General features: G+C 61.9%; 15 protein-coding genes and 1 tRNA gene. 7 read left to right on the forward strand and 9 right to left on the reverse strand.

All coding sequences use genetic code 11. The annotated features are described in order from the left end of the window. Positions 1-135 precede the first annotated feature (135 nt). The gene (locus TERRO_RS02185) at positions 136-675 is read left to right on the forward strand and encodes a hypothetical protein (RefSeq protein WP_014784361.1); all 540 of its coding nucleotides are present in this window, start codon (positions 136-138) and stop codon (positions 673-675) included. On the opposite strand, the gene TERRO_RS02190 is transcribed toward TERRO_RS02185, so the two are convergent. Continuing rightward, positions 672-2015, reverse strand: coding sequence for a glycosyltransferase family protein (locus TERRO_RS02190; RefSeq protein WP_014784362.1), 1344 nt, complete (start codon positions 2013-2015; stop codon positions 672-674). The genes TERRO_RS02185 and TERRO_RS02190 overlap by 4 nt on opposite strands. A gap of 37 nt (positions 2016-2052) precedes the next feature. Between TERRO_RS02190 and TERRO_RS02195 the strand changes: the two genes are divergently transcribed. Then, positions 2053-2526 (forward strand): DinB family protein, encoded by a 474-nt coding sequence (locus tag TERRO_RS02195; RefSeq protein WP_014784363.1) that lies wholly within the window; start codon positions 2053-2055, stop codon positions 2524-2526. 25 nt (positions 2527-2551) lie between these two features. Beyond that, positions 2552-2941, forward strand: a complete 390-nt coding sequence (locus tag TERRO_RS02200; protein ID WP_014784364.1) for a hypothetical protein — start codon at positions 2552-2554, stop codon at positions 2939-2941. A gap of 59 nt (positions 2942-3000) precedes the next feature. Here the strand turns inward: TERRO_RS02200 and msrB are convergent, their stop codons facing one another. Together msrB and TERRO_RS02210 are read right to left on the reverse strand one after the other, a co-directional pair. Next, a complete protein-coding gene (gene msrB, locus TERRO_RS02205) occupies positions 3001-3447 on the reverse strand; it encodes a peptide-methionine (R)-S-oxide reductase MsrB (protein ID WP_014784365.1) in 447 nt (148 codons plus the stop codon). 83 nt (positions 3448-3530) lie between these two features. Then, the gene (locus TERRO_RS02210; protein ID WP_014784366.1) at positions 3531-3929 is read right to left on the reverse strand and encodes a Rid family detoxifying hydrolase; all 399 of its coding nucleotides are present in this window, start codon (positions 3927-3929) and stop codon (positions 3531-3533) included. A 209-nt stretch (positions 3930-4138) separates the two neighbouring features. Here TERRO_RS02210 and TERRO_RS02215 point away from each other — a divergent pair, with 209 nt between their 5' ends. After that, a complete protein-coding gene (locus tag TERRO_RS02215; protein WP_014784367.1) occupies positions 4139-4375 on the forward strand; it encodes a superinfection immunity protein in 237 nt (78 codons plus the stop codon). 131 nt (positions 4376-4506) lie between these two features. Beyond that, positions 4507-4583: transfer RNA gene (locus TERRO_RS02220), tRNA-Pro, on the forward strand. A gap of 56 nt (positions 4584-4639) precedes the next feature. On the opposite strand, the gene TERRO_RS02225 is transcribed toward TERRO_RS02220, so the two are convergent. Continuing rightward, positions 4640-5524 (reverse strand): DMT family transporter, encoded by an 885-nt coding sequence (locus TERRO_RS02225; RefSeq protein ID WP_014784369.1) that lies wholly within the window; start codon positions 5522-5524, stop codon positions 4640-4642. A gap of 71 nt (positions 5525-5595) precedes the next feature. On the opposite strand from TERRO_RS02225, the gene TERRO_RS02230 reads away from it, so the two are divergent. Continuing rightward, positions 5596-6519, forward strand: a complete 924-nt coding sequence (locus TERRO_RS02230) for a LysR family transcriptional regulator (protein WP_014784370.1) — start codon at positions 5596-5598, stop codon at positions 6517-6519. Between the two features lie 14 nt (positions 6520-6533). Here TERRO_RS02230 and gluQRS read toward each other — a convergent pair whose 3' ends face one another. From gluQRS to TERRO_RS02250, 4 genes are all read right to left on the reverse strand, one after another. Next, entirely contained in the window at positions 6534-7367 is an 834-nt protein-coding gene (gene gluQRS / locus TERRO_RS02235; RefSeq protein ID WP_014784371.1) for a tRNA glutamyl-Q(34) synthetase GluQRS, read from the reverse strand. 76 nt (positions 7368-7443) lie between these two features. Next, on the reverse strand, positions 7444-8277 hold the full coding sequence (locus TERRO_RS02240; RefSeq protein ID WP_014784372.1) for a hypothetical protein: 834 nt from the start codon (positions 8275-8277) through the stop codon (positions 7444-7446). A 167-nt stretch (positions 8278-8444) separates the two neighbouring features. Then, positions 8445-11249: a phosphoenolpyruvate carboxylase gene (locus TERRO_RS02245; protein ID WP_014784373.1), complete on the reverse strand. Its 2805-nt coding sequence runs from the start codon at positions 11247-11249 to the stop codon at positions 8445-8447. Positions 11250-11544: 295 nt separating this feature from the next. Further along, positions 11545-12594, reverse strand: a complete 1050-nt coding sequence (locus tag TERRO_RS02250; RefSeq protein WP_014784374.1) for a CPBP family intramembrane glutamic endopeptidase — start codon at positions 12592-12594, stop codon at positions 11545-11547. Between the two features lie 90 nt (positions 12595-12684). On the opposite strand from TERRO_RS02250, the gene TERRO_RS02255 reads away from it, so the two are divergent. Continuing rightward, positions 12685-14535: a TonB-dependent receptor plug domain-containing protein gene (locus TERRO_RS02255; RefSeq protein WP_014784375.1), complete on the forward strand. Its 1851-nt coding sequence runs from the start codon at positions 12685-12687 to the stop codon at positions 14533-14535. 4 nt (positions 14536-14539) lie between these two features. Here TERRO_RS02255 and abc-f read toward each other — a convergent pair whose 3' ends face one another. After that, positions 14540-16498 carry a ribosomal protection-like ABC-F family protein gene (abc-f, locus tag TERRO_RS02260; protein WP_014784376.1) on the reverse strand — a complete coding sequence of 653 codons (1959 nt, stop codon included), beginning with the start codon at positions 16496-16498 and terminating at the stop codon, positions 14540-14542. Positions 16499-16528: the final 30 nt, after the last annotated feature.

The raw sequence follows: 16528 nt of genomic DNA on the forward strand, positions 1-16528 counted from the left end.
CGGGAAACGTCAACTCCCTTAGAAAGTAATATTTAGCGAAAACAGGGGGAGGGGTACCCCTCCTGTCCACCGCACCCGACACCACCGCAAGGCCCGCCTCTCATGGCGGGCCTTCTGCATTTCAGGAGAGAAACCATGTTGCCCATCTGCCGACACATTCTTACCAACGGCGAGCAGTGCCGCTCGCTCCGCCTCACCGGACAGGACTTCTGCTACTTCCACAACCGCATGCACGCCTCCCACAAAGCCACGCGGGAGTCGCAGCCCGACCGTCCGCTCTACAACACGGAAGGTGAGGTCGTCGGCTACAGTCGGCCCGCAGGCTTCCAGCCCGCACGCATCCCCGACCTCGGTCTCCTAGAAGACCGCACCGCCGTCCAGGTCGCCATCTCCACCGTCGTCAACGCCCTCGCCTCCGACGCCATGGACATCCGCCGCGCCACCGCACTCCTCTACGGCCTCCAGCTCGCCAGCAACAACTGCCCGCCCATTCGGCGCGATCACAGCCAGGCAAAAGACCCTGTCGAATCCACCGTCACCGCAGAGAACGGCACCATCATGGCCCCCGCCGACCGCGTCCCACCCGCCGTCCAGGCGAACGGCGATTGGCTGAAGCAAATGCAGGAACTCTTCGACGCCGAAGACGCAGAGGAAGCAGACGACGAGGATTACTAGGACTGACGCGCCACACCGGCTCGCCGACCCGGGGCCGCGGCATCACCGCGCCGGCCCCGCGTCGCCGACTGGAAGAGATAAACACCCAGCACGCAGATCATCGGCTCCAGCACATGCCGGAATCGCGCCTGCACCGTCACCGCGTAGTAAGGCAGCGGCAGCAGCACCATCGCCAGCGCAAACACCCAGCCCGCAGGCACCCGCCGCCGCACCGCCAGCGCCGCACCCAGGATCCCTGCCAGTGACAGGAACTGGAAGCTGATCAGCCGTCCGTACTCCAGCACACCGGCCTCCTGGACTGACTTCGGCACGCCGGCCCAGTACATCCACGCACGCTTCACACTCAGCTCTGCGAACTGCTTCGGATGCGCATGAATCCACGCATTCGCCTTTGCTCCACGATCCGCCGTCCACGCAGGCTCGCTCATCCGAGAGTACTCAGCCAGAATCGCCCGGTTCTCCAGCGGCACCGTCCGCCCCCATGGAAAGCCGGTCGACCAGTCGCTGTTGCCCTCAAAGTTCTCCGCACCAAAGTTGTCGCGCAGCGGAATGAACCGATGAAACACCGCATAGTTCCGAGCCGTCCACGGAGCCAGCGCAGCCACAAACAGCAGCCCCGCAAACGCAGCCTTCACCACGCGCGAACGCAGCTCCATTCGCCAGCCACCAGCGAAAAGCGCATACAGAGCCGTGAAAGGCAGCATCAGCATCGGCGTCGGATTCAGCATCGCCAGCGCAGCCCAAAGCAGCCCGAACGCAGCCCAAAGCGACCACGGCTGCGCAGGCTGCTCGTCGTCACCAACACCGCTCAACCGCAGCATCACCACCACAATCGCAGCGAACACAGCAGCCGTAGCCGACATCTCCCAGATCCACCGAACCGCATACTGCAGCGCCGCCGGATAAAGCGCCCACAGCCAACCGCTCCAAACCGCGCAGCGCCGCCCAAAGCACCGCAACCCGATCTCGTAACAAAGCACCGCAGTCCACGCGCTCAGCAGCGAATTCACCGTCAGCAGCACAAACGCAGACAGCTTCGTGTACACACCGAACACCTTGAATACGCCACCAACCAGCAGCGTGTAAAGCGGCGGAGTCCACGCAGTCGGCCCCGTATGCCCCATGAACGGATCGCTGTATCCAAACCCAGTCGCCAGCGCCCGCCCAATGCGTCCCATCTCCCAGCCGAACTCGAAGTGGTCATCGCTCGGCCGAATGCGAAACGTATGTGCGAGCAGCACGTAAAGCACCCGCACGGCGAACGCAGCAGTGAAGATCTGCCATCGCAACCGGCGATCGGCCTGCAGGACTTGGCTTGCGGAGTTGGTCGAAGTAAGCATCGCGTCTTCATCACCCTATCGCGATACAGTGTTTCCCATGAACCCTTATGCGAACTACCTCGACGGCCGCGACGCGACCGACATCCTCATCGCAACGCCATCCGAACTGCAGGCCCTCATCGCAGGTCTCACCATCGACCAGATGGATCAGCCGCTAGCGCCTGGCAAATGGAGCGTCCGCGAAGTCCTCGCCCACCTCGCCGACTGCGAGATCGTCTGGGCCTTCCGCATGCGCCAGGCAATGGAAACGCCCGGAGCAACTGTCACGCCCTTCGACCAAGACGTTTGGGCAACACGCTACAGCGCCTATTCCGCAGCCGACGCGCTCCGAACCTTCCTCGCTCTGCGCGCTTGGAACCTGTCGCTGCTGACAACCGTCTCCGCAGCCGAGCGCTCTAATCCCTTGAGCCATCCAGAACGAGGCACATTCCCGTTCACGGAGCTGCTCGAATCCATCGCGGGTCACGATCGCAACCACCTGCTGCGCCTGAAGGAGCAGCTAGGACGCTAACGTCCCGCGCAACGGAGACCAACGCATGACGATGCGACTCTCAACCCTCGCCCTCAGCAGCGCCATCGCGCTCGCCGCACACGCTGCCAGCAACGTCGTCCCAACGCCAACACGCAGCGCCTGCCGAGCCACACTAAGCCAGGCAGATGCCAGATTGCTGGCAGCAGCAACGCCCAACGCGCGAGCCTTCCAGCAGAACCTGCACGCATCGCTCAGCACCGCCATCGAGCGCAGCAACGCCACCAACGTCGCTGTAAGAGTCCAGGCGACGACTCCAGATCACGGCAAACAGGAGGTCGGTGTCTACACCGTCAACCTGCGCTCCGGCCGAGTAACCGACGACGACCAGGAACCCGCAGACGACCGCGAGACCGGCGCCGTCCGCCAACGCCTAATAGCAAAGCACTGCCACTAAGTCCCGAGCATGGAAAAGGGAACGGCCGAAGCCGTGCCCTTTACGATCGCCTGTACTGCTTACTTGGCTTCGGGTTTGAAGTTCAGTGACGCCGAGTTGATGCAATAGCGCAATCCGGTAGGGTTAGGACCGTCCGGAAAGACATGCCCTAGGTGAGATCCGCAAGTCGCGCAGACCACCTCGATGCGACGCATGCCATAAGCATTGTCCTCAATTGCCTCCACCGCGTCCGGTGTAACTGGAGTGAAGAAGCTCGGCCATCCAGAACCGCTCTCGAACTTGGTATCGGAAGTAAACAGCGGAGCATCGCACGCGCCGCAGTGGTAGATGCCGTCGTCGTGGTTCTCATAGAGTTCGCCCGTAAAGGCACGTTCGGTACCCTTTTGACGCAGGACGGCGAAGCGCTCCGGCGAGAGTATTTGACGCCACTCTTCCTCGGTCTTGTGAACGCGATGCGGTGCATTGTCCGCCGCTGCCTCTGTGGTCGCCTTTAGATTTTCAGCCATAGTTATCCCTCAACTCATTAGACGCAGAACGCGCTCCCCATGGACCACGCGAAAGTTTCTGAGAGCGCGTCGCGCCATACTGCCTAAGAAAACCTCGCCGTGACCTCGATCTCGACCAACGAATCCTTTGGCAGACGGGCTACTTCGACTGTCGATCGCGCCGGCGGCACGGTACCTTCGGGGGCCAGCTTGGGCGCGTAAAGCGCGTTCATCGCGGCGAAGTCGCTCATGTCTTTCAGGTATACGGTGGTCTTAACGACGTCGGCAAAACCCAGGCCCGCCGCAGAGAGTACGGCTGCAACGTTTGCCAGCGCCCGTGCTGTCTGCGCCTCAATCCCGCCTTCTACCAGGTTGCCGGTTGCGGGATCAATGGGAATCTGTCCGGAAGCAAAGAGCAGATCGCCGGAGCGTACTGCCTGCGAATAGGGTCCAATGGCGGCAGGTGCGCCCTCTGTGGTGATAGCTGTCTTTGTTGCACTCATTCCATGAATAGTAGCGTGCCTGGTACGGTCCTGCTCGGTGGATCAGCCCGCTTCACCAGTGAAAGGCATGGATTTAGAACAAGTCGAAAACAGCCCAGAAGGTGTAACAGGAGACGAAAGCTGGGGAGTGGATGGAAGTCCCAGCAGCGCATGGGAACTTTCTCAAGCGTGCCGCGTATCTTTCAGTGCGCCGCCTGGAGGCGGCCGGCATGATTACTTTCACTCTGTTATGCGTCTTGTACTTCCTGCCCACGATCGTTGCCGTCCGCCGTGGCCATGGCGTAGTCGGTGTTCTGTTGCTGAATCTAATCTTCGGGTGGACGGGTATCGGCTGGGCAGCCATGATGCTGTGGGCGGTATTTTCCATGCCGCGTCGTGTCTATATTCCGGTAGCTTACGGCTCGGCTTACCGTTGCGGGCCCGCCGCTCAGTGGGAGCGCTTCTAGCCTCTGGTGCTCATGGGATGGCACGGCCGGCTTCTCAGAAAGCGGTCGATCTCTGGTACACTACCCAAGTTGGCTGCTGAGGTGATACAGGCCCCTCAGCCCCTTTCCGCCAACGATCCACCGCACGGCATCGGGGAGTGGCTCAGCCTGGTAGAGCACCTGGTTCGGGACCAGGGGGTCGGAGGTTCGAATCCTCTCTCCCCGACCATCTTTAGAGCTAAAGGGCGACCGCATGGTCGCCCTTTTGCCATCTCCGGAAGCTGATTAGGCCGCTGCGGGCTTTGGACGCAGGTTCATAAGAGCAAGGCCTGCAATGGTGACCACGACGCCAGCGAAGGTCCACACCCCGATAGGCTCGTGCGCCACGAAACCCCAGAAGACTCCCCACAACGGCAGCAGGTAGGTCACCGCAACAGCATGGGTTGCGGACGACGTGCTGAGTACGTGGAAGAACAGCAGATACGCAATGCCGCTGCCGGCGAAGCCCAGCACCGCAGCCGCACCCAAGGTGGCCGCGCGGATGTGAGAGGGCATCGGACCCGCGAATGCGAGCGGCGTCACCATCAGGAAGGCCGAGCCAAGCTGCGACGCTGCGATCACCATGGGATCCACGCCCTGCAGCTTCGCCTTGGCAATAACGGATGCGATCGCGTACCCCAGGGCCCCGCAGGAGATCAGCGCAACGCCGCGCAGAAACATGGCACGCGGAACATCGGCGACGGCGCCGTTCGACTGGTGCAGAACGACCATGACCACGCCAGCAAAACCCAGCGCAACGCCTGCCAGCACGTTCCCGCGGGTGCCTTTGCGTGTGACCGCCAGGCCGATCAGCAGTGTCCAAATGGGCGTAGTGGCGTTCAGCACGGACGCTGTGTTGCTCGGCACCACCTGCTCACCCCAGGCGAAGCACGTGAAGGGGATTGCGTTATTGAAGAGGCCGACCAGTAGGAGGTACGGCAGGTGCTGCCGTGCCGCGGGCCGTTTGCCCTGCAGCAACAACACCGTCCACAGTAGCAGGCCACCTAGGCCTGATCGCATTACGGCGATCCACAGCGGCGGGAAGCTCTCGCCCGCAATGCGGATCAACAGGAACGAAACGCCCCAGATGGCAGAAAGCAGCAGAATCTGCAACACGGTCCGTGTGCTCATAGGCCTAGAATGGCATCGGCATGTCATCGCGTCCAGCGAATCATTTTGATAGCTGCCATCGGAGATAACGATTGCTCGATCTCGTTCAGGTCCGCACGTTCCTGGCCGTAGCGCGGGAAGGAAATTTCACGCGTGCCGCGTCCAGCCTGCACTACGCTCAGTCCAGCGTCACAGCCCAGGTACAGGGACTGGAAGAGAGTCTGGGTTCGCCGCTCTTTCACCGGCTGCCACGATCACTTGAGCTGACGCAGGTGGGCCATGCCTTCCTTCCGCACGCGCAGCGGCTGCTGGCAGTCGCTGATGAAGCCATGCAAAGCGCGCGTGCCCACAGTGAGCCGGCGGGTGCACTGATGCTCAGCGCCTGTGAAAGTGTGCTGACGTATCGCCTGCCTGCGTTGCTGCGGCAGTTTCAGACGGACTTTCCGCAGGTTGAGATCGTGCTCAATGCGGCAAGCGTCGCGGAGTCGGGGCCTCCGGTTCAGAGCGGTGTCGATGTCGGCGTCAGCATCAGCGAACGCATTCGCGATCCGCAACTGATCACGCATGTTCTGCGGCCTGAACCAATCCGCGCCGTCGTGGCGAGTGAACATCCGCTGGTGTCGCGCAAGCGGATCAGCGCGGCAGACATAGTCGCAGAACAGTTGCTGCTCACGGAGGAGACATGCAGCTACCGCGCCGTCTTCGAGCACGCATTGCGTGAGAGCGGCGTGCGAGCCGGCCACGCGCTGGCCTTCGCGAGCGTGGAGGCCATCAAGCAGTGTGCACTCTCGCGCATGGGGATCGCGGTCTTGCCCGAGATGGTAGTCGCGGAGAATCTTCGCGCAGGCACGCTCGTCGCGCTGCGATGGCCGACCACGCCGCTCAAGGTGTACACGCAACTTGTGCGCCGGCGTGACCGGTGGTTCTCGCCTGCGATGCAGGCTTTTTGGCAGACAGCAATCGACACAATTGGTGCGACGAAGTCACCGAAGGATCGCGCAAGAGCAAAACAGTAGCGATGCAGCGGTTGTCACTGCTGCATCGCCATGGCTCTTACTTCCGCAGGCGTAAGCCCCGCTTCACGGAGCGTTCGAATACTGCGTGCATCATCGCGTTTGGCCAGACGTTCGCCACGTTCGTTTACGACCAAAGGGGTGTGGGCGTACGCGGGCTGCGGCAGACCCAGCGCGCGGATCAGAAGGATCTGTCGCGCGGTTGATCGCAACAGGTCGCTTCCGCGGACGACTTCCGTGATGCGCATCGCAGCGTCGTCCACGACGCATGCCAGTTGATAGCTCGGCACGCCATCCCGGCGCAGCACGGCGAAGTCACTGAAGTCCTGGCCGGCGACAAACTCCTGCGGCCCTGAAAGATTGTCTGTGAAACGGATCGCCTCGCCATCAGGCACTCGGAAGCGCCACGCAGCCTGATCGCCTTCGCGGAACGATCGGTCGCGACAGGTGCCGGGATAGATGGGTTCCTCGTCATCCCCGGCGTGCGGCGCTCGAGAGGCAGACTGGAGATCGCGACGGGAACAAACACATGGGTAGATCGCGCCCATCGACCGCAGTCGTTCGAAGGCATCGCGATAACGCGGACCGCGCAGGCTTTGCGCATACGGTCCGAACTCGCCGCTTTCACCGCCATCGGTTTGCGGGCCTTCCTGCCAGCGGATGCCGAGCCAGTCGAGATCCTGCAGCATGGCCTGGACGAAGTGGGGCTGACAGCGTTGGGTGTCCAGGTCGTCGTTTCGCAGCACCAGCGTGCCACCGGTCGCGCGTTCTGCGGCCACCAGAAAGGTGCGCGCATGGCCAAGATGCAGGTATCCAGTGGGCGATGGTGCCAGCCGTCCGCGGTAGAACATCGCATCTACGATAAATGCGAATGACGAAGGCCGCCCAGTCTGGACGGCCTTGTCTTTTTAATACTGAGGAGGTGCGTTAGAAGCGATACCCGACGCCTGCGGATGCGATGGGAAAGAACGATGCGTAGCTCAGGTTGTTGTTCTGGCGTGCGGTGAACTTCCTGAGATCCGATTGGAAGCTGGCGTCCGAGGCGACATCCTGGCAGCCGATGGGTTGGGGGAAACGCGGATCGCAGGCGCTACCCACAAAGGTGACGTCGAACTTCGGCTGACCGATGTAATAGAAGCCGAACTCCACCGGGAATGAGAAGTGTGCGCCATGCCGCGGGCTCAGGTTTCCGTAGCCGATCGAGATGCCGGGTGCCACCTTGCGCGTGCTGACGAGGCCAGTGCCGTGCAAAGGGTTGGCGTTGCTGGAGACGTACTGGCCGCCATCCAGGCTGATCTGCTGCCCCGCGGGAACCAGCACGTTCACGTTTGCCTCGGTCTGCACGGCGAAGCGAAGCTGCGGGCTGATCCGGAAACCGTTGTGCCAGGGATAGTAATCGATCGCCATGTGGCCGCCCCCCACCTTGAGTGACGCGTCGATCTGTGCGCCGTCGCTGGTGAAGTTGCCGGTGTACTTGAGGTACTCGCCGCCGATACGAAAATTCAAATGCTGGCCTATCGGCTCGGCGAAATCGAGGCCCACACCATTGACGCCTACGATGATGCCAATGCCTGGGTGCTTCCAGAGATCTCTGGTGGGTGTGCGCCTCAGCTCCTCCCGCGTCATGCCTGCGGATGGAGCAGGCGCGGTCAAAGTGCTGCCACTGTCCTGTTGCGACTGGCTGCTGCTAGTGTCCGATGGTGACGGTGTAGAGGAGTATGCCTGGCCGTTCGCCATGCAGGGACCAGCGATGGCGAACATGAGAGCTGCTGCGGAAAAAGCATGCCGCGAAACGTGCAGTGTGTAGTTCAGAAGGTCTCCTTAACCGCTGGAGGGGAGGATCAGCGGTGAAAAGCTCATCTGTAATTGCCAGAATTATGTACACACTAGCACTGGCATTCGTTTCGCGATGTGACACAAATGGGTGGTCAGCCCGTGTTTCGCAGCCCGGCGCTGATGCCGTTAATGGTTCCCGTAATGGCACGATTAATGGCGCCTTCGTCGGCCTCGCTGGCTTCACGCTTGCGCCGCAAAAGGTCAACCTGGATCCAGCTCATGGGATCGACGTACGGGTTCCGCAGACGAATTGACTGGGCCAGCACGGCGTTCTGTTCCAACAGATCGGCCTGCTGCGTGATGAGCAGGATCATCGATCGCGTGCGCTCGAACTCATCCTTCAACATGGGATAAACGCGGTTGCGCAGCTCTTCATCCGCTACCAGTGAGGCGTACATCTGGGCGATGCCGAAGTCGCTCTTGGCGAGCGCTGTTTCAACGTTGCGAACCATGTCAAGGAAGAGCGGGAAGTCACGCGCCATGCGCTGCAGTTGCTCAAGGCCGTCGGCGTGATCGGATGTGAAACGCTCCATCGCAGTGCCCACGCCGTACCAGGCGGGTACTGTGTGACGCGACTGCATCCAGCCGAAGACCCACGGGATTGCTCGCAAGTCTGCAAGGGACCGCTTGCCGGTGCGCTTGGCCGGGCGCGAACCGATCTTGGCGTGCTCCAGTTCTGCGACCGGAGTGGCTTGCTGGAAGTAATCGAAGGTGTCCGGGTTGTCGAGGATGTCGGTGCGATAACGCTCGAATGACCACTCGGCTAGTGAGTCCATCGCCGCTTCCCATGCGGGTTCGATGGCGCCTGTCAGGTGCGTGCTGCAGCCGCCGCAACTGCGCAGGTCGGGGCGTGCGACGGCGTCGAGCGAGGCGGCGATCATGAGTTCGAGATTGCGCTCTGCGAGGACTACGTCGCTGTACTTGAAGTTGAGGACTTCGCCCTGCTCGGTGATGCGCATCTGGCCGTTGAAACTGTCCAGTGGCTGTGCATACAACGCGCGATGTGTGGGGCCGCCGCCGCGGCCTACCGTGCCTCCGCGGCCGTGGAAGAGGCGCAGTTTTACTTTGCATTCGCGGGCTACGGTGTGGACTGCGCGGTGGGCCTTCCAGACTTCCCAGGTGGAGGCGATCATTCCCCCGTCTTTATTGGAGTCTGAGTAGCCGAGCATGACTTCCTGGCGGCGTCCGGAGCTTTCGAGGAGCGGCTGGTAGGCCTCATTTGTCCACAATTCGCGGCATATATCGGGCGCGTTTTGCAAATCTTGAATCGATTCAAACAACGGAGCGATCAGGATGCCGGGATCCTGTTCCGTGTGCTCGACGGTGACGCCTCCGAGGCGAGCGAGCCAGATGGTTTTCAGGACATCTTCGGCGCTTGTCGCGCCGCTGATGACGTACTGCCGGATGCTCTTCGGATCGCCGGCGCGCTTGACCGCGGCGACGGTGCGGAAGGTATCGATGACCTCCGCCGAGGCTTCGGAGATGGGTGTGGGCAGGGAACCGTCGGCGCGCCAGGAGGTGATCTCGGTCACGGCGGCGTCGTGCACCTTGGCGTGCTGGCGGATGTCGAGCGTCTGCAGGTGCAGCCCGTAGGTGCGGACCTCGATGATCAGGGGATCGATGATGCTCTCGGCGATGCGTTCGCCGCGGTTTTCCATCAACGACTCGCGGATGAGGCTGAGGTCGTGCAGCAGTTCGTCGGCGCTGGCGTAGGGCGGCAGTCGGTCGGTGTCTGCGGGAGCGATGAAGAGTTCGCTCTCTGTGCCGAGGCGGGCGAGCATGCAGGTGAGCAGGACGCGGATCTGTTCGCAGAGGAAGCGTGCGCGCATCTCCTCGCCGGCGACCGGAATCTGGCGCAGGTAGTCGTCGACTGCTGCGATGAGTGCGGGGCTGGCGGCGGCCTGTTGCGTGGAGGACGAGATGTGCTTCGCCGCTTCCACGAGGCGTTCGCGATAGTGGGTACGGAGGACCTCGCGGGACATGGCGAGAGCTTCGCGCGTGACCTGCGGTGTGACGAAGGGATTGCCGTCGCGGTCTCCACCGATCCAGGAGCCGAAGGTGACGAGAGTCGGCAGGTCGGTCAGCGCCAGATCAAGGCCATACTCCTTGTGGAGTGCGCGGCGTACTTCGGCGTAGAGCGTCGGCAGCGTCTCGAAGATGCTGTCGTTGAAGTAGTCGAGGCCCATGCGGACTTCGTCGATGACGGCGGGTCGCTGCAGACGCACATCGTCTGTCTGCCACAGGCCGGTGATCTCGGTCAGCAGGCCGCGCTCGAGTTGCTCGAGGGCCTCGTCGCTGACGGGGATGCGGTCGAGGTCTTCCAGGAGCTGTGCGATGCGATGGCGCTTGCTGATGACAGAGCGGCGCGCGACCTCAGTGGGGTGTGCCGTGAAGACGGGTGTGACGCAGATCTTGCGCAGGAGCTCGAGTGCTTCGTCGGCGGTATAGCCGGCCTTGCGCATACGGCGCAGTGTGCCCTGCAGGCTGCCGCGCTGGGGTTCCGCATCGCTGCGCAGACCGCCTGCGAGGCGGCGGCGCTTGCGATGGTTGGTCTCTGCAAGATTGATGAGTTCGAAGTAGAAGCCGAAGGCGCGCGCGAGCTGATAGGCACGATCGACGGGCAGCGTGTGAACCAGCAGGAGCGCCTGTTGCAGTGCGCTGGATGCGAGTGCGTGATCGCCGTCGAATTCGGCCTGTCGCCGCTCGGCTGCGAGGCGACGCAGTGTTTCGACTTGTTCGAAGAGGTCTTCACCCACCTGCTCGCGCAGGACTTCGCCCAGCAGTGTGCCGAGGGAGCGCACATCGCGACGTAGAGGTGCAGACTTCAACTCAGGCGTGCTTGCCTCAAGCTCGGCTAGCCGCTGACTCCAGTTTGCCGGTTGCCACAGACCCGCCATGACTTCGATTATGCCTGATGGAGCAAGTGGGTACCAAAGGCGGGCCGTCCTGCGTTTGGGTCTTTGACGTGTGACCTGGTGGTTGCACTCATGACGTTGTTGCTGTCATGGATGGGGAACGCATTCCGGCATGGTCGCAGAGATGCCGGAAGGAAAGCGGTTCGTGCTTTGCACGAATCCCCACCTTAGCTTCGCGAAGGTGGGGCACCCGGCGTTTGGGTCTTTGACGTGTGACCTGGTGGTTGTGTGATCCCACTCATGACGATGATGCCGTCATGAATGGGGCACCCGATGCTTACTGCTCCGTGGAGGGTGAGCCGGGTCTGGGCTTCAGCGTGAGTGCGATGATGGCGGCCACTATGGCGATGATGACGACGATGAAGATGCTGCCTTCTGGTCCGATGGTTCCGCCGCTGTAGAGTGGGTTGCCCTGTGGCTGCGTGATGAGCAGGCGATGGGGCAGGACGAGACCGCTGTCGGAGGTGCCATAGAAGTAGGACTCAGCCCAGTCCCATGCGGCGTGGAAGCCGATGGCCCACCAGAGTGATCCGGTGCGCCACAGGCTGAAGGCGAAGAGGAAGCCGATGAGGCCTGCGGCGATCAGGCCGATGCGGCCTTCGCCGGGATTCCCCGCGTGCACTGCACCGAAGAGGATGGCGAGCAGGATGGCCGTGATCCAGAAGGAGACGGCTTTAGCGCGGTCTTCAAGACCTGCGCTGCGCAGAATGCCGGCGATGCCGCGTGTGAGGGTGAACTGCGGGAAGCCGCGGAATGCGAACTCTTCAAAGAAGCCTGTCATGAGGAACGACAGTGCGAAGAGGATGGCCCACAGGATGATGTTGGCGCCGCCGTGAAGATTGAAGCCACCAAAGGTGAGATAGCCGGTGGCGTGAAGCGCGCCCACGAGGAGTGAGAGAGCGACGAAGCCCCACAGCAGCCCCATGCCGAGTTCGCCCGCACGGCCGCGCAGCGATCCGATGCCGTAGGTGGCCCATGGCCGCCGCTCGATGCGAGAGACGACGAGAGCTGCTGCGGCGACGACGAAGAAACTTATCGTGGACATGGAGAGCGTCAGCCACTCCGGGTTGGTGTGGGGCGCGACGTGTCCGTTCAGAAGCAGGCGCACCATGGCACTGACGCCACGGCCGATCATGGAGATGAAGGTGAACCAAAGCAACAGCGCCCAGCCTGCGCGGAGGCCATCGTCGCCGAAGAAGATGCGGCGAATGCCGGAGGCCGGCTCCGGTGGATGAGTGGTGATGCTGTCGTCCTGCGCGGGTGGAAACCATTCGGGTTCGCCGGTGGTTGCGATGGGTTTTGCCTGGGGCGTGATCTCGTCGGACATGTCGGGCTCTCGTCCTTCAAAAGAGTGTCTTCACGATACGACAGATAGGGCGCAGACAGTTCGCCCGGATGGCGACGTACACTGCGAGAGATGCTGCAGCTGTTCTCCAAGGGGATGTTCGTCTCAGCCTGCAGGGCCTTTTCTGTCAGCTTCCTACTTACAGCGAACTGCTTTCACGCAGTGGCACAGCAGTCCACGAAGCCTGTTGCCGTGGTTCCCGATGTGAAGGACACCGTGACCGTTGTGGGCGATGCGGAGCCTGTTGCGCTGGGGCAGAGCGCCCGCTCCGTCACGGTGCTGGAGACGCAGGAGCGCAGTCTGCAGTTACAGAGTCTTCAGGACTCACTGCGGACGGATGCTTCGGTGGATATTCGTCAACGTGGTCCCGTGGGTGTGCAGTCGGATATCTCGGTCCGCGGCAGCAGCTTTGAACAGACGTTGGTGCTGCTGAACGGCCTGCGGGTGAACGATGCGCAGACGTCGCACTTCAATCTCGATATCCCCGTGCCGTTTCCGGCGCTTGCCGGTATCGATGTGCTGCATGGTGCGGGATCTACGATCTATGGCTCCGATGCGTTGGGCGGCGTGGTGAATGTGACGACGTGGCGGCCCAAGGAGAGTTCCCTGCGACTGCGTGCGGGCGGCGGCAACTATGGCGTAAATACGGGCAGCTTTGTTGGTGCAGTGAATGGAAGCCGCAGCAGCCTGGTGGTTGCGGGTGCGCGTGATTTTTCCAGCGGCTTTATGCCGAATCGTGACTATCGCAGTGAGAGCGCCAGCGTGGAAGGTCGCGCGACGACACGGCTGGGCGAGACGGATGTGCTTGCCGCTGCGAGTGACCGGGCCTTCGGTGCCGACCAGTTCTATGGCAACTATCCTTCGTGGGAGCGGACAAAGGGTTGGTTTGCATCGGTGACGCAGGGCCTTGGAGCGAAGACCACTGCGGCGCTGGCGTACCGGCGTCATGCGGATGTCTATGACCTGATCCGCAATCGTCCGTCAGTGTATGAGAACAACCACATCGATCAGAGCTGGCAGGGCGCGGTGCGCCACGGCCGATCGATTGGTCGCATTGGCAGAATCTTTGCGGGCATCGAGGAGAACACGGACAGCATTCGCAGTAACGCGCTGGGTAAGCATGGACGCAACCGTGGCGCGGGTTACATCGATGCGGATATTCACGCGGGGACCGCGACGTTCTCAGCCGGTTTGCGCGAAGAGGTGTTGAGTGGTGGTCGCGTTGTCTCCGCACCTACGTTTGCAGCGAGTGTGCTGCTGCATGGGCAGTGGAAGCTGCGAGGGAGTGCGGGGTATGGATTCCGGTTGCCGACTTACACGGACCTCTATTACAACGATCCGACAACGATCAGTAATGCTGCCCTGAAGCCCGAATCGGCGTGGAGTTATGACGGTGGCGCGGACTGGTATCGGGGCAAGTCGACCGTTGTTTCAGTGACGGGATTTCTCTCGCAGCAGAGTAACGCGATTGAGTATCTGAGGAGTGGTCCGCAGGCGAAGTGGCAGGCGAGTAATCTGGCGCAGGTACGGCTTGCCGGTGTGGAGACATCGGTGCAGGCGAGCCCTGCGGCGGGGCAGCAACTGCGCGTGAGTTGGACGGCGACCTTCGGTGCGCAGAGTGCGTTGAACGGGCAACAGTCGCAGTATCTCTTCAGCTATCCGGTGAATCGTGCGGAGGTGGAGTGGTTCGTGCAGGAACGGCATGGCATCAAGTTGCGACCGGCGTTCGCGGTGACGCAGCGCTATGGCCTGGCGCCGTATGCCGTGATGGATCTGAGTATGTCGCGCGAGGCAGGTTGGCTGCATCCCTATGTGCAGTTAACCAATCTAACTAATTCGGGATATGCAGAGGTGCTGGCCGTTCGCATGCCGGGCCGTGGTGTTGTTGCGGGATTAGAGATCGCTTTGCGCAAGAAGCGATAAGGACTTAAACAGCCGCGCCTTGTTCTTCCAGTTGTGTTGAGAGCTCTTCCCACTCGAGCATGAGTGCTTCGTGTTGCTTGCGCAGTGTGGCGAGTTCGGCGGTCTGCTTCTGCGACTCTTCTGCGGAGACGAAGTTGCCCATGGCTGTTTCGAGCGCGGTCATGCGGTCTTCCATGCGCGGCATCTCGTCTTCGGCGAAGCGGATGCGGTCCTGCATCTGTTTCAGCTTGATGGGGTTCAGCTTCTTCACGTTTACGACGGCTGGGGTGGTGACGGGCGAGATGACAGCGACGGGTGTCTCGACGACGGGGATGTGTGCGCGCTGCATCTCGATGGCGGCTGCCTGCAAGGACTCCGGGCCGCCGTTCTTGCGCCAGAGATAGTCCTCGTAGTTGCCGGGGTAGACCTGTACGCCGCCGTGGTCGCACTCGAAGACGCGCGTTGCGAGGCCGTCGATGAAGTAGCGATCGTGCGAGACGAAGAGCACGGTGCCGGTGAAGGCGCGGATGGCTTCGAGCAGGACGTCCTTTGCGCGGAGGTCGAGGTGGTTGGTCGGCTCGTCGAGCAGGATGAAGTTTGCGGGTGAGACGAGCATGCGTGCGAGTGCGTAACGATTGCGCTCACCGCCGCTGAGTACGCCGAGCTGCTTGTACACATCGTCGCCTGCGAAGAGGAATGCGCCGAGCAGGTTGCGTAGCTCGACCGGCGCGACCTTCGGTGCGGATGCGTTGATGTCGTCGAGCATCTTGGCGTTGGGGTCAAGCACCTTGTACTGGTCCTGCGCGAAGTAGTCGGCAACGACGTTGTGGCCGAAGCGCACGGAGCCGGTGGTGGGTTCTTCGAGCTTCGACAACATGCGGATGAGCGTTGATTTACCCGCGCCGTTGGGGCCCACGAGCGCGATGCGATCGCCGCGCTCAATGGTGAAGTTTACGTTCGACAGGATCTGCTTGGGGTCGTAACGCTTGGAGAGGTTTGTTACTTCGCAGACGGTGCGTCCGCTGGCAGGCGGCTGCGGGAAGGCGAAGTGGATGGTCTCTTCATCCTCCGGCACTTCGATGCGTTCGATCCTGTCGAGTTCCTTAATGCGGCTTTGCACCTGCTTGGCCTTGGTGGCCTGGAAGCGGAAGCGATTGATGAAGGCTTCAAGCTGCTCGATGCGATCGCGCTGATTGGCGTAGTCCTTGGCGAGTTGTTCGCGGCGCTCGGTCTTCTGCTTGACGTACTTTTCGTAGCCGCCGGTGTAGAACCAGACGCGCTTGTTCCATACCTCGGTGATCTTGGTGACGGTGACGTCGAGGAAGTATCGGTCATGCGAGATGAGGATGAAGGCGCGGGGATAGCTGCGCAGATACTCTTCGAGCCAGTTGCGGGTTTCGAGGTCGAGATGGTTGGTGGGTTCGTCGAGGAGCAGGAGCGATGGCTTTTCGAGCAGCAGCTTGGCGAGCGCGATGCGCATCTGCCAACCGCCGCTGAACTCGTCGGTCTGGCGGCGCCAGTCGTCCTTGCTGAAACCGAGGCCGCCGAGGACGGCGCCGACCTGCGCGTCGAGGTTGTAGAGATCGTGCTGCTGCAGCGTGTCGCTGACGAGGCTGAACCGATCGGCCACCGCGGCGTATTCGGGCGATGCGGGATCGAAGTGCGCGAGCTGGTCGCTGAGCGTGTCCATCTCCTTGTCCATGGAGAGGGCTTCGTGGAAGACGCTGAGGCACTCCTCAAAGACCGTCTTGCCTCGCATGACGAGGCCGTCCTGCGGCAGGTAGCCGATGGTGAGGCCCTTGCTGCGGTTGAGTTGGCCACCGTCGAGCTGCTCAACGCCTGCGAGGACCTTGAGGAGTGTGGATTTGCCGGTGCCGTTGCCGCCGACGAGGCCGGTGCGTTCGTCGGGGGTGATGAGCCAGTTGGCGCCTTCAAATAAGAGCTTGTGCCCAAAGCGCTTGGACCCGTCGGCAAGATGCAGCATAGGTCCATTTTCGCAGATCGGCGGTACTTG

This window comes from Terriglobus roseus DSM 18391, assembly GCF_000265425.1.
Classification (GTDB): domain Bacteria; phylum Acidobacteriota; class Terriglobia; order Terriglobales; family Acidobacteriaceae; genus Terriglobus; species Terriglobus roseus.

Excerpts from the sequence above, each read along its gene's own strand:
- TERRO_RS02185 (WP_014784361.1), top strand. The coding sequence starts at position 136 with ATGTTGCCCATCTGCCGACACATTCTTACCAACGGCGAGCAGTGCCGC.
- TERRO_RS02190 (WP_014784362.1), bottom strand. The coding sequence starts at position 2,015 with ATGCTTACTTCGACCAACTCCGCAAGCCAAGTCCTGCAGGCCGATCGC.
- TERRO_RS02195 (WP_014784363.1), top strand. The coding sequence starts at position 2,053 with ATGAACCCTTATGCGAACTACCTCGACGGCCGCGACGCGACCGACATC.
- TERRO_RS02200 (WP_014784364.1), top strand. The coding sequence starts at position 2,552 with ATGACGATGCGACTCTCAACCCTCGCCCTCAGCAGCGCCATCGCGCTC.
- msrB (WP_014784365.1), bottom strand. The coding sequence starts at position 3,447 with ATGGCTGAAAATCTAAAGGCGACCACAGAGGCAGCGGCGGACAATGCA.
- TERRO_RS02210 (WP_014784366.1), bottom strand. The coding sequence starts at position 3,929 with ATGAGTGCAACAAAGACAGCTATCACCACAGAGGGCGCACCTGCCGCC.
- TERRO_RS02215 (WP_014784367.1), top strand. The coding sequence starts at position 4,139 with ATGATTACTTTCACTCTGTTATGCGTCTTGTACTTCCTGCCCACGATC.
- TERRO_RS02225 (WP_014784369.1), bottom strand. The coding sequence starts at position 5,524 with ATGAGCACACGGACCGTGTTGCAGATTCTGCTGCTTTCTGCCATCTGG.
- gluQRS (WP_014784371.1), bottom strand. The coding sequence starts at position 7,367 with ATGTTCTACCGCGGACGGCTGGCACCATCGCCCACTGGATACCTGCAT.
- TERRO_RS02240 (WP_014784372.1), bottom strand. The coding sequence starts at position 8,277 with ATGTTCGCCATCGCTGGTCCCTGCATGGCGAACGGCCAGGCATACTCC.
- TERRO_RS02245 (WP_014784373.1), bottom strand. The coding sequence starts at position 11,249 with ATGGCGGGTCTGTGGCAACCGGCAAACTGGAGTCAGCGGCTAGCCGAG.
- TERRO_RS02250 (WP_014784374.1), bottom strand. The coding sequence starts at position 12,594 with ATGTCCGACGAGATCACGCCCCAGGCAAAACCCATCGCAACCACCGGC.
- TERRO_RS02255 (WP_014784375.1), top strand. The coding sequence starts at position 12,685 with ATGCTGCAGCTGTTCTCCAAGGGGATGTTCGTCTCAGCCTGCAGGGCC.
- abc-f (WP_014784376.1), bottom strand. The coding sequence starts at position 16,498 with ATGCTGCATCTTGCCGACGGGTCCAAGCGCTTTGGGCACAAGCTCTTA.